We start from the raw sequence: 15,033 nt of genomic DNA, 5'->3' as shown, positions 1-15,033 counted from the left end.
CCTGTGCAGGTTTTTACCTGACCTTGCGAACACCTTCATGCCTCTTTACCTCCAGCGCTTGATCGAGCTGATCAAGCGCTACCCCGGGGTCATCGCCCTCGGCGGTTTCATCTCCGGTGTCGGCAGCTTCATCCTGGTCGATCGCCAGGAAAGCCTGGCCAGCTGGATTGCCATCGTCATGCTCATCAGCTGGATCTGGCTGATGCTCGAGAACACCTTCACCAAGGTTTTCGCCAAGGTCTTCAAACGCGAAATCCCCCAGCCACTGCTGCGCTACGCGACGCAGATGATTCACCAGGAAAGCCTGTTCTTCGTCCTGCCGTTTTTCTTCGTCACCACCACCTGGAACAGCGGCCAACTGGTGTTCACCGGCATTCTCGCCGCCGCCGGGCTGATCTCGATCATCGACCCGCTGTACTACAAGTGGCTGGCGCCGCGGCGCTGGCTGTACCTGGCGCTGCATACCCTGACGCTGTTTGCCGCGTTGCTCACCGCGCTGCCGATCATCCTCCACCTGACCACCTCGCAGAGCTTCAAGCTGGCCCTGGGCATCGCCATGCTGCTGTCGTTCCCAAGCCTTGCCAGCAGCTTCCCGATCAGCCACTGGCGCCGGGGGATCATGCTGGTGGTGATGACCCTGGCCGTCGGCGCCGGCGGCTGGATGCTGCGTTCCTGGGTGCCGCCGGCAACCCTGTGGATGACCGAAGTGGCAGTCAGCACCCAGGTCGAGAACCGCACCCCGGGCAAGAGCCTGGAGCAGATCAAAGCCAGTGAAATACGCGCAGGCCTCTATGCCTTCACCGCGATCAACGCCCCACGCGGGCTGAACGAGCGGATTTACCACGTCTGGCAATTCGAGGGCAAAGAGGTTGACCGCATTGCCCTGGACATCCATGGCGGGCGCAAGGAAGGCTACCGCGCCTGGACCCACAAGCAGAACTTCCCCGGCAACCCGGTGGGGCGCTGGCAGGTGCGGGTGCTCACCGAAGACGGCCAGGTCATCGGTGTACTGCGCTTCAAGGTGGTTGACGATGGTCAAGCACCCGCGGCCGAGTAACGCTATGCTCTGAGGCTGCGAACCGTTGGTCGGACTGCATGGAGCCTATGACTACACACGCCAGCGCCACCCTGGACACTGCAAGCAGCCCGCCACGGCTGCGGATCGTCGGTGACTGGACCCTGGCCAACTACACCAGCCTCAAGCGCAGCAGCGACAGCCTGGCCGGCCAGTACGACGCCTCTACCGAGGTCGACCTCGACCAGCTCGGCAAGCTCGACACCGCCGGTGCGGCGTTGCTGGTCGAGCTGCTGGGCGCCGAACGCCTGGCGCGGCTGACCGAAACCGCCACGCACTTGCCCGCCGCCAGCCAGGCGCTGCTCAAGACCGTGTATTGCTCGGTGCAAGACTTCTGCATCCCGGAAAAACAACCCGAGCGCTCGGTACTGATCCAGCTGCTCACCCGCATCGGCCGCGCAGTTGACACCCTGTGGCAAGACACCCTGCAGATCCTCGGCTTCGTCGGCCTGATCCTGCAAACCCTGTTCCTGCGCCTGTTCCAGCCCAAGCGCTGGCGGGTCACCTCGGTGGTTGCGCATATCGAGCAGACTGGCCTGGACGCCGCGCCCATTGTTGCCTTGCTGACCTTTCTGGTGGGGGCGGTGGTGGCCTTTCTTGGCGCCACGGTGCTGGCCAGCTTTGGCGCGAGCATCTTTACCGTCGATCTGGTGGCATTCTCGTTCCTGCGGGAATTCGGCGTGCTGCTGACCGCCATCCTGATGGCCGGGCGCACCGCCAGTGCCTTCACCGCGCAAATTGGCTCGATGAAGGCCAACGAAGAGATCGACGCCATCCGCACCCTGGGCCTCGACCCGGTTGAATTGCTGGTGGTGCCGCGGGTGCTTGCACTGCTGATCGCACTGCCGTTGCTGACCTTTGTCGCCATGCTCTGCGGCATTATCGGCGGCGCGGTGGTCTGCGCGCTGTCACTGGGTATCTCGCCGGCGATGTTCCTGTCGCTGCTGCAAAGCGATATCGGCGTGCAGCACTTTCTGGTCGGCCTGGTCAAAGCCCCGTTCTTCGCCTTCCTGATCGCCGCCATCGGCTGCCTTGAGGGCTTCAAGGTCAGTGGCAGCGCCGAATCGGTCGGCGCCCACACCACCTCCAGCGTGGTCCAGTCGATCTTCGTGGTCATAGTCCTAGATGCCGTGGCGGCGCTGTTCTTCATGGAGATGGGCTGGTGAGCGAGATCCACACAAAGCCACGTGAAGCGGTGATCGAGGCCCGCGGCATCTGCAACCGCTTCGGTACCCAGAGCGTGCACGAGCAGCTCGACCTGGACCTTTACCGCGGCGAGATCCTCGCCGTGGTCGGTGGCTCGGGCAGCGGCAAGTCGGTGTTGCTGCGCAGCATCGTCGGCCTGCGCCGACCCAACGAAGGCCAGGTGCGAGTGTACGGCCAGGACTTGAGCAGCGCCAGCGACGAGCAACGCTCGCTGGTCGAGCGGCGTTTCGGCGTGCTGTTCCAGAAGGGCGCGTTGTTCTCGTCGCTGACTGTCACCGAGAACGTCGCCTTGCCGCTGATCGAACACGCAGGCCTGAGCCGCGCCGATGCCGAGCACCTGGCCGGGGTCAAGCTGGCGCTGGCCGGCTTGCCGATTTCGGCGGCAGACAAATACCCCTCGTCGCTGTCCGGCGGCATGATCAAGCGCGCGGCCCTGGCCCGGGCGCTGGCGCTGGATCCGGACATCCTGTTCCTCGACGAACCCACCGCCGGCCTCGACCCGATTGGCGCAGCGGCCTTCGACCAGTTGATCCTGACCCTGCGCGACGCCCTGGGCTTGAGCGTGTTCCTGATCACCCACGACCTGGACACCCTTTACACCATCACCGACCGCGTCGCCGTGCTGTCGCAGAAGAAGGTGCTGGTGGCCGGGCCTATCGCCGAGGTCGAAGACACCGACGAAGCCTGGATTCACGATTATTTTCATGGCCCGCGTGGCCGCGCGGCGTATCAGGCCGCTACAGCGCCCAAGGAGCTCTGAGATGGAAACCCGTGCACATCATGTCCTGATCGGCCTGGTCACCGTGCTGGTGGTGGCCGGCGCCATGCTGTTCGGCCTGTGGCTGACCAAGTCGAGTGTCGACAGCACCTTCAAGGACTACCAAGTAGTGTTCAACGAGGCCGTGTCCGGTTTGTCCCGGGGCAGCTCGGTGCAGTACAGCGGTATCAAGGTTGGCGACGTCACCAGCCTGCGCCTGGACCCCAACGACCCGCGCCGGGTCCTGGCCCAGGTGCGCCTGAGCGCCGATACGCCGGTCAAGGAAGACACCCTGGCCAAGCTGACCCTGACCGGCATCACCGGCACCTCGTTCATCCAGCTCAGTGGCGGCACGCCGCAAAGCCCGGAGCTCAAGGGCAAGGACGGCAAGTTGCCAGTGATCGTCGCCTCACCGTCGCCGATTGCCCGCCTGCTGGACGACAGCAGCGACCTGATGACCAACATCAACGCCCTGGTGCACAACGCCAACCAGCTGTTCTCCGAAGACAACGTCACCCGCCTGAGCAACACCCTGAGCAACCTTGAACAGACCACCGGCGCCTTCAACGACCAGCGTGGTGACATCCGCGAGGGTATCCAGCAACTGGCCCAGGTCGGCAAGCAGGCTGGCGCCATGCTCGAACAGACCAGCGAACTGATGCGCAACGCCAATGGCCTGCTCAGCAGCCAGGGCAAGCAGATGTTCGGCAGTGCCGAACAAGCCATGCAGTCGCTGGCGCAAAGCACCGAAACCATCAACAAGCTGCTCAATGACAACCGCGAAGCCATCGATGGCGGCGCCCAGGGCTTCAACCAGCTGGCGCCGGCCATCCGCGAGCTGCGCGACACTCTGACCTCGCTCAAGGGCATTTCCCAGCGCCTGGAAGCCAACCCCAGCGGCTACCTGCTGGGCCGTGACAAAAACAAGGAGTTCGAGCCATGAGCCGTACCTGTCGCTACCTGGCCCTGGCCACTGCACTGAGCCTGGGCAGCGCCTGCTCGATCCTGCCGCAGGCCGAGCCTGCCGATGTTTATCGCCTGCCTTCGGCGCAAAGCACCCGCTCGCTGACACAGAGCGCGCCGTGGTCGCTGCGGATCAATAAGCCAATCGCCAGTGATGCCTTGAACAGCCCGCGCATCGCCGTGGTGCCGCAGGGCAACCTGATCAGCAGCTACAAGGGCGCGCGCTGGAGCGACCCGGCACCGACCCTGCTGCGCAACCGCATGCTCGATGCCTTCCAGCGTGACGGCCGCGTGCAGCGCCTGAGCGCCGACGACAGCAACCTGCAAAGCGATTATGAAATTGCCGGCGAACTGCAGGCCTTCCAGAGCGAGTACAGCGCCGACGGCCTGGCTGTGGTGATCCGCTACGACGCCCGCCTGGTGCAGGGCCGTAGCCAGCGCATCCTTGCCAGCCAGCGCTTCGAAGTACGCCAGCCGTTGAGCGACAAGCAGGTAGCCGCGGTAGTCAGCGGCTTCGGCTCAGCCAGCGACCAGTTGATGAAGCAACTGGTCGACTGGACGGTAAACCAGGCCGATCAGCTTCAGGCGAAGAACCAGTAGCAGACGAAGATCGCCGCGATCACCCCGGACAGCTCGGCCAGCAGCGCACAACCCACCGCATGGCGGGCGCGCTGGATGCCGACGGCGCCGAAATACACCGCCAGCACATAGAAAGTGGTTTCGGTGCTGCCCTGGATGGTCGCTGCCACCAGGGCCGCGAAGCTGTCGACGCCGTGGGTCTGCATGGTTTCGATCAGCATTGCTCGCGCCGCACTGCCGGAGAACGGCTTGACCAGCGCGGTGGGCAGGCCCTCGACAAAGCGCGTGTCCCAGCCCAGCCACGCGACTGCATGACGGATACCATCCAGAGCCAGCTCCAGCGCCCCTGAGGCGCGCAGCACGCCGACGGCGCAGAGCATGGCAACCAGGTAGGGCAACAGGCTTTTGGCGACGTCAAAGCCCTCCTTGGCGCCTTCCACGAAGGTTTCATAGACCTTCACCCGCTTCAGCGCGCCGACCACCAAAAACAGGATGATCAGGCCGAACAGGGTCAGGTTGCCGAGAATCGACGACAGCCCCGCCAGCGCGGTAGCCGACAGGGTGCCGAGAAACGCCATGAAACCGCCCAGCAGCAACGCACCGGGAATCAGGTACGCCAGCACCACCGGGTCCCACAGGCGCAGGCGCTGCATTACCGCCACCGACAGCAGGCCGACCAGGGTCGAGGCGCTGGTGGCGAGCAGGATCGGCAGGAACACCAGGGTCGGGTCCATCGCCCCCTGCTGGGCGCGGTACATGAAGATGGTCACCGGCAGCAGGGTCAGCGACGAGGCGTTGAGCACCAGAAAGAGGATCTGCGCGTTGCTGGCCGTGGTCGAGCTGGGGTTGAGCTCCTGCAGCGCGCGCATGGCCTTGAGGCCGATGGGCGTGGCGGCGTTGTCCAGGCCCAGGCCGTTGGCGGCGAAGTTGAGGGTGATCAGGCCCAGGGCCGGGTGGCCGGGCGGGACTTCCGGCATCAACCGGGCAAACAGCGGGCCGAGGACCTTGGCCAGCCATTCGACGATGCCGGCTTTTTCGGCAATCTTCAAAAAGCCCAGCCACAGGGTCAGGGTGCCGAACAGCAGGACCATGACCTCGACCGAAAGCTTGGCCATGGCAAAGATGCTTTCGACCATTGCCGCGAAGATCCCGGCGTTACCGCCCACCAGCCATTGGGCCATGGCCGAAATGGCCGCGACAATGAAAAAACCAAGCCAAAGGCCGTTGAGCATCCGTTGTTCCCCCCAAAGATGGCGCAAATGATAGCGGGCCGGGTTGGCTTCGCGCCATAAACGTCGAGTTACTCCCGATGTAGCCAACAAAAAAGCCCCGACCAGGTCGGGGCTTTTCGTACAGCCAGGTTAGCGCTTACTTGCTGGCAGTTTTGCCAGCCGGTACGGCTTCCTTGCTGCGCCAGTGCGGCAGCGAGTTCCAGTAGCGCTGGCCTTTGGCATCGTCGTACATGCCTTCCCAACGAGCGATAACCAGAACCGCGAGGGCGTTGCCGATTACGTTCAGGGCAGTACGGGCCATGTCCATGATGCGGTCGACACCGGCGATGAAGGCCAGGCCTTCCAGCGGGATACCGACGCTGCCCAGGGTGGCCAGCAGGACCACGAAGGACACGCCCGGTACACCGGCGATGCCTTTGGAGGTAACCATCAGGGTCAGCACCAGCAGCAGCTGCTGGCTCAGCGACAGGTCGATGCCGTACAGCTGGGCGATGAAGATCGCCGCGATGCTCTGGTACAGGGTCGAACCGTCAAGGTTGAACGAGTAGCCGGTCGGTACCACGAAGCTGCAGATGGCTTTCGGCGCACCGTAGGCTTCCATCTTCTCGATCACGCGCGGCAGCACGGTCTCGGAGCTGGCGGTGGAGTAGGCCAGGACCAGTTCGTCCTTGAAGATGCGCATCAGCTTGATCACCGAGAAGCCGAACAGGCGGGCGATCAGGCCAAGGACCATGAAGGCGAAGAAGGCGATGGCGAAGTACACCAGCAGCACCAGCTTGGCCAGCGGCAGCAGCGAGGCGAAGCCGAAGTTGGCGACGGTCACCGCGATCAGCGCGAACACACCGATTGGCGCGTAGTTCATGATCATGTGAGTGACCTTGAACATGGCTTCGGAGACGCCCTGGAAGGTTTTCACCAGCGGGTCGCGGATGTCTGCCTGCAGGCTCGACAGGCCCAGGCCGAACAGCACCGAGAAGAAGATGATCGGCAGCATCTCACCGCGCATCAGCGCTGCGAAGATGTTCGACGGGATCAGGTTGAGGATGGTTTCGATGAACGCATGCTCATGCTGAACCTCGGCCGCCGTGGCCTGGTACTTGGAGATATCGACGGTACCCAGGGTACTCATGTCGATGCCGGCGCCCGGGTGGAACAGGTTGGCCAGGACCAGGCCGACGACGATGGCGATGGTAGTCACCACCTCGAAGTAGATAATGGTCTTGAGGCCGATACTGCCGAGTTTTTTCGCATCGCCAACCCCGGCGATACCCACGATCAGCGACGAAATCACGATCGGGATGACGATCATCTTGATCAGGCGAATGAAGATGTCACCGGCAGGTTGCAGGACGTTACTGATCCACCATGCCTTTTCTGCACTGAAATGGTTCAGTAAAGCGCCGATTGCAATCCCCAGTACCAGACCGATGAGGATCTGCCAGGCGAGGCTTAGCTTTGCCTTCTTCATGTCGTTACCTTTTCTTCAAGTGGAAACGGCCACCAGGCTGATAACCGCGACCCAGAGCTGTTGCCAGCAATCCGTATCGTTTCTTGTTATCTACCGATGGCACCGTAAAAGGTCACCGCAAGCGAGCGTAGGAACGCTCAGGCCAGCGAAAAAAGGCGCAACTATTCCCACGTGGGGGGGCTCCGTCTAATGCCGTAAACGACTACCCCATGCCGAATCGGCATGAGGTTTATCGGCCAAAACGTACGTCACAATGGGTTATTCGCCTACCGTTCGGAAATCCGACGATGGCCAAAGCGCCATAATCCGGCCGATATAGAGGTATGCGCCCGAGTGACAAAGGGCTTTGTTCGACAATCCGAATGGGTGAAATCGCAGCGACTTTGCCAGGACGGCGGGGCGAAAAAATATCGATGTACGGTCGGGCAAAAATATGCGTCGACAGCTTCGGTAGGAAAAACGAATTTGTTGCGGGGGAAAAAGCGATCGCCGTAAAGAGCGCTACGGAAGTCCGGTCGGACACCTCTGCCTGAAGGCAGTTGTCCGACCCGCAACTTCCGCTACCGCTTCACCTGACCCGGCCCTCATCGGAGGTACTCCCTGTACCCCTAGGCCCCTCCGATCCTGAAACAATCAGAGCAGCCCGGCCCCCTGGTCATGCGCCTGCCTTCCTCGGGCGGCGCAGCATAGAAGCCTGAAATGAAAAAAGGTTCAGCTTCTATATATGTACAGAAGTGTGAGCAACACCTCAGTACCAGTTCGGATCACGCTTGAGCTGCTCCTTGAGCAGGGCCTGCATGCCTTCGTCCGGCTTGCCCAGCCAACGGTAGTCGGCGTGGCGTGTGGGCGACTTGTCGGACGGCAGGCCTTCGGGCACTTCTACCAGCATTCCGTAGGCTTCGTCTTTGTCCCAACTGAAGGCGACAATCAGACGCTTGTTCAGGCACTTCTGCTCGGATTCGCACAACGGTCCGACCAGATACTTGTCGCCATCTTCCTCAACCGCCGACATCTGTTGCTCGGAAGTACCACTCAGGTTGAGGACCCATTCGGGCAAGCGTTCTTCGTTTTTGACCACGTCCTGCCAGGTTTCCCGGTATTCGGGGTCCGAGCCAAGAATCTGGTTGGCCCGGACCTGGCCGTCATTGGCCGCCATTGCCGCTGCGCTGCCGCCCATGATCAGGGCGGCAACCAGGGCTCTGCCTAGCGTTGTGCTCATACTCAGCCCCTACCGCGGCGACCAAAGAAGAAGGACACCACGAACAGCACCAGGAAGATAATGAACAGAATCTTCGCGATACCGGTAGCGGCGCCGGCGATACCACCGAAGCCCAGCACGGCAGCGACAATGGCGATAATCAGGAAGGTGATGGCCCAACTCAACATGGTGATTCTCCTTACCGTTTTTGGAAGAGGTCCTTGGGTGCTCGGTTAAAACACCCAGCGATCACGTGGTGCAGCAGTGTCGACAACGGCAGGAGTGGTCACCGGCGTAGACAGTGCGACCCTGGCCTGCAGCGCAGCTACCGGGCGTTGTGCCTGAACCTGCGCCACCAGCGCGGCCTGGGCAGCCAGCTGCTCGGCACTGCGCGCGGTTTCCCAGCTGTTGTAGAGCTGGCCGGCAATCAGGGTCAGCAGCAGCGCCAGGCTGAAAAACAGACCCTGGCGCAGCTGAAGCGAAGAAACCTGCACTAGGGTGGCGGTTTGGCGGTTCATGCCGTGCTCCTCCTGCTGCTTTTATTGTTGACTTGATGTAGTCATTGCAGCCTGCATGCCAGCCTTTGAAACTATTTTTTATCCTTATAAATCAACAACTTATGTACATACATCGGTTCAGCCTAAAACGTATCCTGCACGATCGGGCTCAAGCGTTCGTGCGTTTTGCATGATCAGCCCTGCACCTTGGTTGCTACCTTGAGCATGTCGGCATCCACCCCGCGCACGCCGCGAATCTGCCGGGCGACCTCGATGGCGATGGTCTTCTGTTCGCTGCTGACCACCTCGCCGGACAACCGCACCACGCCATCCTGGGTCGCCACTTTGATGTTCGGGCCATCGAGGTTGCGGCTGTACATGAAGCTGGTCTGCACCTTGGCATTGATCCAGGCGTCGCTGAGCTGCGGTTCGGTCACCTGTTGCTGGCGCTCTTCACGCTGCCTGGCCAGATCGGCCGCACTCAGGCTGATGAGGTTGTTGACCAGGTAAACGCCCTCGGTGGAGCTGGCCAGTACCCCCGCCAGCTCTTTGGCTTCGGCGCTACTGACCTGGCCGCGCAGGGTCACCACGCCCTCACGGCTGTCGACTTCTATAGGTGCTGCCTGGGTGTGGGTGCTCCACAGCAGACGCGCGCGAATGATCGAGGCGAGGGTCGCGTCTTCCAGGCGCTGGGCATAGGCGCGCCGCTCCAAAGGTTGCTCGACCAGTTCGGCATTGACCTTGAGGTCGTTCTGCACCGCTTCGATGCCGCGGGTGGCCAGAGCAACGGCTTCGGCCAGCTGGCGCTCGACCTGGTTTTCGACCTCGCCGCGCAAATGCGCCGTACTGCCCTCGACCCTGACCTCGATCTTGTATGGGTTGAGCAAGCGGTTGAGCGCCAGGGCGGTTTGCAAGGCGCCTTCCTGGCGCGCCTGCTGCACGCTGGAAGCCGGTGATTCGGCGGCGCTGCTGGCCATCGGCAGCAGCAGGAACAGGGCAGTGGCGACTGCCAACGGATAGGGCGCGAACATGAGAAAACCTCCGAGGGCTCAGAGTCTTTTGTCTTCGCAGTACTCGTGCCAGTTCCTTTCGGATAAACAACCGCTGATTTTTCAGTGAGTTAGATAAGTGTTGGGCGAACGGCTACCATGCAGGCAACGGAATGAATCAGAATGAACCATGCAACTTGCCCGATTTTTCCGACACTAACCTAGATCATTCTCAAAGGAGCGTAGGAAATGGAGTCAGCCCAGGAACATCAAGGCCGTATTCTGCTGGTCGACGATGAGTCCGCCATCCTGCGAACCTTTCGTTACTGTCTTGAAGATGAAGGCTACAGCGTTGCAACCGCCAACAGCGCGGCGCAGGCCGAAACCCTGCTGCAACGGCAAGTCTTCGACTTGTGTTTCCTCGACCTGCGCCTGGGCGAAGACAACGGCCTGGATGTTCTGGCGCAGATGCGTATCCAGGCGCCATGGATGCGCGTGGTGATCGTCACCGCGCATTCGGCGGTCGACACGGCGGTGGATGCGATCCAGGCCGGCGCCGCCGATTACCTGGTCAAGCCCTGCAGCCCGGACCAGTTGCGCCTGGCCACGGCCAAGCAACTGGAAGTCCGTCAGCTGTCGGCGCGCCTCGAAGCGCTGGAAGGCGAAGTGCGTAAGCCCAAGGACGGCCTCGACTCACACAGCCCGGCCATGATGGTGGTGCTGGAAACCGCCCGCCAGGTCGCCACCACCGACGCCAACATCCTCATTCTCGGTGAGTCCGGCACCGGTAAGGGCGAACTGGCCCGCGCCATTCACGGCTGGAGCAAACGCGCGCGCAAAGCCTGCGTGACCATCAACTGCCCGTCGCTGACTGCCGAGCTGATGGAAAGCGAGCTGTTCGGCCACAGCCGCGGGGCCTTTACCGGTGCCAGCGAAAGCACCCTGGGGCGGGTCAACCAGGCTGACGGCGGGACCTTGTTCCTCGATGAAATCGGCGATTTCCCGCTGACCCTGCAGCCCAAGCTGCTGCGTTTTATCCAGGACAAAGAATACGAGCGCGTCGGCGACCCGGTGACCCGCCGCGCCGATGTGCGGATTCTGGCCGCGACCAACCTCAACCTCGAGGACATGGTCCGCGAAGGGCGCTTTCGCGAAGACCTGCTGTACCGCCTGAACGTCATCACCCTGCACCTGCCGCCCCTGCGCGAGCGCAGTGAAGATATCCTCACCCTGGCCGATCGCTTCCTTGCCCGCTTCGTCAAGGAATACTCGCGCCCGGCCCGCGCCTTCAGCGAGGAGGCCCGCGCCGCGCTGCTCAACTACCGCTGGCCGGGCAACATCCGCGAACTGCGCAACGTGGTCGAGCGGGCGAGCATCATCTGTGCCCAGGAGCGCGTCGAGATCAGCCACCTGGGCATGGCCGAACAACCGGCCAGCAATGCCCCGCGCATTGGCGCGGCGCTGAGCCTGGATGAGCTGGAACGCGCCCACATCGGTGCGGTGCTGGCCACCAGCGAAACCCTCGACCAGGCCGCCAAGACCCTTGGAATCGACGCCTCGACCCTGTACCGCAAGCGCAAGCAGTACAACTTATGAAACTGGCGATGAAGCTGCGCACGCGGCTTTTCCTCAGCATTTCGGCGCTGATCACCGTCGCCCTGTTCGGCTTGCTGCTGGGCCTGGTCAGCGTGCTGCAGATGGCCAGCGCGCAACAGGCGCTGGTGCGGGAAAACTCGGTAACCCTCGACCTGGGCCTGAAGCTGCGGCAGAACCTGGGCGAGCAGTTGACCCTGCTGCTGGATGACGCCCCGGACAGGCCAGCCCTCGAAACCTTGCAACGCCAGTTCCAGCAACTACTGGACGAAGGCATCAACCATGACGACGAAAGCCCGGGCGACCAGGGTTTTGCCAAGGCCAACCTCGACTACCAGGCCTTTTTGCAGGCTTACCGCAACAGCGCTGAAACCTCGAAAAGCCTGGGCGCCGACCAGCCCCTGGGCCATGCCTTCAACCTGTTGCGCAGCGACCTGGTCGAATCGCACAAGCGCGCCTTGCAGCACATTAATGAAAGCGAGCAGAAAGCCCATGACCGCGCCCTGCTGATTGGCGGTTTGCTCGGCCTGGTGGGCCTGACAGTATTGATTCTCGGTTTTGTCACCGCCCATGGTATCGCCCGCCGGGTCGGCCAGCCGATCGAAGCATTGGCCAAGGCGGCCGACCAGATCGGCCAAGGCAACTTCGAGGTCACCCTGCCGGTGTCCCACGCCCTGGAGCTGAACCAGCTGACCCGCCGCTTTGGCCTGATGGCCGAGGCTTTGCGCAAGCATCAGGCAACCAACATCGACGAAGTGCTGGCCGGCCAGCAGCGCTTGCAGGCGGTGCTCGACAGTATCGACGACGGCCTGCTGATCATCGATCGCCAGGGTCATCTGGAGCATCTCAACCCGGTCGCCCAGCGCCAACTGGGCTGGGAAGATGCGCGTCTGGGCACAGGCCTTGGCGATGCCCTGCAACGCCCGGAGCTGGACGAGCAACTGCGCCTGGTACTGCGCGGCGGCACCCTCGACCGCGTGCCTGACGACCTCAGCCTGGAAATAGATGAAGAAACCCGGCTGCTTTCCTACAGCCTGACGCCGGTATGCCACCCACAAGGGCAAATCCTCGGCGCGGTGATGGTGCTGCACGATGTCACCGAGCAACGTGCCTTCGAACGGGTACGCAGCGAGTTCGTCCTGCGCGCGTCTCATGAACTGCGCACGCCAGTGACCGGCATGCACATGGCCTTCGGCCTGCTGCGCGAACGCCTGAAGTTTGCCCCCGGCTCGCGGGAAGCGGACCTGTCCGACACCATCGGCGAAGAAATGCAGCGCCTGAACCAGCTGATCAACGACCTGCTGAACTTCTCCCGTTACCAGAGCGGCCTGCAAAAACTCGAACTGACCCCCTGCGCCATCGACGAACTGCTCGGCCGGGCCTGCGAACGCTTTGCCGCCGCGGCCAACGACAAACAGATCGAGCTGCAGGTCGAGCTGACTGCGCCGCTACCGCGTATCCAGGCCGATCCGGCGCAATTGGACCGGGTCATGGACAACCTGCTCGACAACGCCGTGCGCCATACGCCAACCGCCGGGCGCATCCGCTTGCATGCACGCCGCCACGCCGAGCGGGTGATTATCAGCATCGAAGACAACGGCGAGGGCATTGCCTACGGCCAGCAGGGCAGAATCTTCGAACCTTTCGTCCAGGTCGGGCGCAAAAAGGGCGGTGCCGGCCTGGGCCTGGCGCTGTGCAAGGAGATTGTCCAGTTGCACGGCGGGCGCATGGGTGTGTACTCGCGGCCCGGGCAAGGCACTCAGTTCTATATGGCCTTGCCAGTCTGAATCGCCTGCGGCTCAGGCTTCGTCGTCGATGCGCCGGGGCCCGAGCCGCCGGCCGCGGGTGATCAGCTCGATGAACTGGCGTGCATTGAGCGGATGGGCGAACAACCAGCCCTGGCCATAATTGACCCCTTCGCTATTGAGCAGCAGGGCCTGGTCTTCGTACTCGATGCCTTCGGCAATCACCCGTAGCTGCAGGGCATGGGCCATGCGGATGATGTGCGGGGCCACGCCGCTGCTGGCTGCGTCATGGCCCAGGGCATCGATAAAGGCCTTGTCGATCTTCAGGCAGTCGACCGGCAAGGTTTGCAGGTAGGCCAGGCTGCAGTAGCCAGTACCAAAATCATCGATCAACACCTGGTGCCCGACCGCGCGCAAGGCTTGCAGGTTGTCCCGGGCCACCACCACATCGATCAACCCACGCTCGGTAACCTCGAAGGCAATCTGGCTGGCCGCCACGTGGTGCATGGCCAGCAGGCGTGCCGCCACCCGGCCGATTCTCGGCACCATCACATCGCAAGCGGCAAGGTTGACCGAGATGTACAGCTGGCGGTTGGCGCGCAGCAACTGGCCGAGTTGCTCGAGCACCCGCTGCAGGACGAAATCGGTGATCTGGCGGATCTGCCCGGTGTTCTCCGCCAACGGGATGAACAGGTCCGGGCTGGTTAGCGTGCCATCCGAGCGACGCCAGCGCACCAGTGCTTCGGCTCCGACACAGCGGCGGCTGTTGAGCTCGAAAATAGGCTGGTAAAGCACCTGCAATTCGCCCCGGCGCAGCGCGCCCTGCAGCTCCGAACTCATCGAGCGACGTTGGCGAATCAGCTGTAACACCAGCCAGCCAATGCACCAGGCCAGTACCAGGCTACCGGGGAACAACAGCCAGAGAATGCCGTTCATCTTCAGCGGCATGCTGGCCCTGGGCGCGATCAGCACCAGTTGATAGTCCGGTGACTTGGTCGGCATGCGGTAGATCAGCCGATCCGGGAGCTCCAGCAGCGAACCACTTGAGGCCGGCGGCCAATCGGCGGACGGCGGCCAGACCTGCGGCGGGCCCAGCACCGGTACCGCCCGTGTGCCGTTGTCGAGCACCACCAGCAGGCTGCCTTCGGGCGGCAGGTCAACCACGTCGGTGATGTGCCCGCGTGAGGTGGCGACCAGGAACTTGCCCCGGCCCAGCATCAGCGCCGCCAGGTTGTCATCCGGCTCGGTGGTAGTGTTAAGCCAGTAGCTATAGGTCGGGCCCTGGATATCCGCAGGCCGCAGCGGGTTGATGGTGCGCTCGCCAACCCGGTTGGAACAGGCAACATTACCATCGACGTAAGCGGCTTCGTAGACGAAACGATAATTGAAGGCGACCTGCTGCAAAGCCGTCAGCATGCTGGCATCGCACCCGCGCACGGGTTGCGACTGCAGTTGATCGACGCCTTCGCGCAGCTGACCGAAGATCTGCTCCAGGCGCACCAGAAAGCGCTCGCCCTTGGCGTTCATCTGCTCGATTTCGCTTTGCTGCATCTGGTGCATGGCCACACCGACGCTGGCCATGAGCAGCAGGATCGCGCTGGCCGTAGCCGCGAGTGTGGCCAGTAACCAGGGACGATAGAGCAAATGGCGCAACACCGAGAGGGCAGCTGACATCAATAATTATCCAGTTGAATACCAAGAGGTATAGCAACTGCCAGTCAAGTCAGCCTG

The 15,033-nt window shown here is 62.5% G+C and carries 14 protein-coding genes; 7 read left to right on the top strand and 7 right to left on the bottom strand.

Going from position 1 to position 15,033, the window contains the following annotated elements; all coding sequences use genetic code 11:
• Window positions 1–37: 37 nt before the first annotated feature.
• The 5 genes from LOY22_RS00475 to LOY22_RS00455 are packed head-to-tail and all read left to right on the top strand — an operon-like array spanning window position 38 to window position 4,601.
• A complete protein-coding gene (locus LOY22_RS00475; RefSeq protein WP_045200627.1) occupies window positions 38–1,057 on the top strand; it encodes a DUF5924 family protein in 1,020 nt (339 codons plus the stop codon).
• Window positions 1,058–1,095: 38 nt separating this feature from the next.
• Window positions 1,096–2,241: an ABC transporter permease gene (locus LOY22_RS00470; RefSeq protein ID WP_045200628.1), complete on the top strand. Its 1,146-nt coding sequence runs from the start codon at window positions 1,096–1,098 to the stop codon at window positions 2,239–2,241.
• A 5-nt stretch (window positions 2,242–2,246) separates the two neighbouring features.
• On the top strand, window positions 2,247–3,041 hold the full coding sequence (locus LOY22_RS00465; protein ID WP_258597853.1) for an ABC transporter ATP-binding protein: 795 nt from the start codon (window positions 2,247–2,249) through the stop codon (window positions 3,039–3,041).
• Window position 3,042: 1 nt separating this feature from the next.
• Entirely contained in the window at window positions 3,043–3,981 is a 939-nt protein-coding gene (locus LOY22_RS00460) for an MlaD family protein (protein WP_045200632.1), read from the top strand.
• Entirely contained in the window at window positions 3,978–4,601 is a 624-nt protein-coding gene (locus tag LOY22_RS00455) for an ABC-type transport auxiliary lipoprotein family protein (protein WP_093377568.1), read from the top strand. The genes LOY22_RS00460 and LOY22_RS00455 overlap by 4 nt, the downstream gene beginning before the upstream one ends.
• On the opposite strand, the gene LOY22_RS00450 is transcribed toward LOY22_RS00455, so the two are convergent.
• The 6 genes from LOY22_RS00450 to LOY22_RS00425 form a co-directional block, all read right to left on the bottom strand.
• On the bottom strand, window positions 4,583–5,812 hold the full coding sequence (locus LOY22_RS00450) for a nucleoside recognition domain-containing protein (RefSeq protein WP_093377573.1): 1,230 nt from the start codon (window positions 5,810–5,812) through the stop codon (window positions 4,583–4,585). The two genes, LOY22_RS00455 and LOY22_RS00450, sit on opposite strands and share 19 nt — an antisense overlap.
• Before the next feature lie 136 nt (window positions 5,813–5,948).
• The gene (gene gltP, locus LOY22_RS00445; RefSeq protein WP_195885386.1) at window positions 5,949–7,280 is read right to left on the bottom strand and encodes a glutamate/aspartate:proton symporter GltP; all 1,332 of its coding nucleotides are present in this window, start codon (window positions 7,278–7,280) and stop codon (window positions 5,949–5,951) included.
• Between the two features lie 748 nt (window positions 7,281–8,028).
• Window positions 8,029–8,499 (bottom strand): inhibitor of vertebrate lysozyme family protein, encoded by a 471-nt coding sequence (locus LOY22_RS00440; protein ID WP_045200641.1) that lies wholly within the window; start codon window positions 8,497–8,499, stop codon window positions 8,029–8,031.
• Window positions 8,500–8,501: 2 nt separating this feature from the next.
• Window positions 8,502–8,666: a DUF1328 domain-containing protein gene (locus LOY22_RS00435; RefSeq protein WP_010222609.1), complete on the bottom strand. Its 165-nt coding sequence runs from the start codon at window positions 8,664–8,666 to the stop codon at window positions 8,502–8,504.
• Between the two features lie 45 nt (window positions 8,667–8,711).
• Window positions 8,712–8,996, bottom strand: coding sequence for a hypothetical protein (locus LOY22_RS00430; RefSeq protein WP_093377582.1), 285 nt, complete (start codon window positions 8,994–8,996; stop codon window positions 8,712–8,714).
• Window positions 8,997–9,169: 173 nt separating this feature from the next.
• A complete protein-coding gene (locus LOY22_RS00425) occupies window positions 9,170–10,006 on the bottom strand; it encodes a BON domain-containing protein (RefSeq protein ID WP_045200645.1) in 837 nt (278 codons plus the stop codon).
• Window positions 10,007–10,213: 207 nt separating this feature from the next.
• On the opposite strand from LOY22_RS00425, the gene algB reads away from it, so the two are divergent.
• Both algB and LOY22_RS00415 read left to right on the top strand, forming a co-directional pair.
• Window positions 10,214–11,560: a sigma-54-dependent response regulator transcription factor AlgB gene (algB, locus tag LOY22_RS00420; RefSeq protein WP_045200647.1), complete on the top strand. Its 1,347-nt coding sequence runs from the start codon at window positions 10,214–10,216 to the stop codon at window positions 11,558–11,560.
• Complete coding sequence (locus LOY22_RS00415) at window positions 11,557–13,344, top strand: KinB sensor domain-containing domain (RefSeq protein ID WP_093377587.1); 1,788 nt, start codon at window positions 11,557–11,559, stop codon at window positions 13,342–13,344. The genes algB and LOY22_RS00415 overlap by 4 nt, the downstream gene beginning before the upstream one ends.
• Window positions 13,345–13,356: 12 nt before the next feature.
• Here the strand turns inward: LOY22_RS00415 and LOY22_RS00410 are convergent, their stop codons facing one another.
• Window positions 13,357–14,976 carry an EAL domain-containing protein gene (locus LOY22_RS00410; RefSeq protein ID WP_045200651.1) on the bottom strand — a complete coding sequence of 540 codons (1,620 nt, stop codon included), beginning with the start codon at window positions 14,974–14,976 and terminating at the stop codon, window positions 13,357–13,359.
• Window positions 14,977–15,033 lie beyond the last annotated feature (57 nt).

The sequence above is a fragment of the Pseudomonas sp. B21-035 genome, from assembly GCF_024748945.1.
GTDB lineage: Bacteria > Pseudomonadota > Gammaproteobacteria > Pseudomonadales > Pseudomonadaceae > Aquipseudomonas.
This window is presented reverse-complemented; position numbering and strand designations above follow the sequence as displayed.

Coding starts and splice junctions, on each gene's coding strand:
- LOY22_RS00415 (WP_093377587.1), top strand. CDS start 11,557: ATGAAACTGGCGATGAAGCTGCGCACGCGGCTTTTCCTCAGCATTTCG.
- LOY22_RS00410 (WP_045200651.1), bottom strand. CDS start 14,976: ATGTCAGCTGCCCTCTCGGTGTTGCGCCATTTGCTCTATCGTCCCTGG.
- LOY22_RS00440 (WP_045200641.1), bottom strand. CDS start 8,499: ATGAGCACAACGCTAGGCAGAGCCCTGGTTGCCGCCCTGATCATGGGC.
- algB (WP_045200647.1), top strand. CDS start 10,214: ATGGAGTCAGCCCAGGAACATCAAGGCCGTATTCTGCTGGTCGACGAT.
- LOY22_RS00475 (WP_045200627.1), top strand. CDS start 38: ATGCCTCTTTACCTCCAGCGCTTGATCGAGCTGATCAAGCGCTACCCC.
- LOY22_RS00460 (WP_045200632.1), top strand. CDS start 3,043: ATGGAAACCCGTGCACATCATGTCCTGATCGGCCTGGTCACCGTGCTG.
- LOY22_RS00470 (WP_045200628.1), top strand. CDS start 1,096: ATGGAGCCTATGACTACACACGCCAGCGCCACCCTGGACACTGCAAGC.
- gltP (WP_195885386.1), bottom strand. CDS start 7,280: ATGAAGAAGGCAAAGCTAAGCCTCGCCTGGCAGATCCTCATCGGTCTG.
- LOY22_RS00455 (WP_093377568.1), top strand. CDS start 3,978: ATGAGCCGTACCTGTCGCTACCTGGCCCTGGCCACTGCACTGAGCCTG.
- LOY22_RS00425 (WP_045200645.1), bottom strand. CDS start 10,006: ATGTTCGCGCCCTATCCGTTGGCAGTCGCCACTGCCCTGTTCCTGCTG.
- LOY22_RS00430 (WP_093377582.1), bottom strand. CDS start 8,996: ATGAACCGCCAAACCGCCACCCTAGTGCAGGTTTCTTCGCTTCAGCTG.
- LOY22_RS00435 (WP_010222609.1), bottom strand. CDS start 8,666: ATGTTGAGTTGGGCCATCACCTTCCTGATTATCGCCATTGTCGCTGCC.
- LOY22_RS00450 (WP_093377573.1), bottom strand. CDS start 5,812: ATGCTCAACGGCCTTTGGCTTGGTTTTTTCATTGTCGCGGCCATTTCG.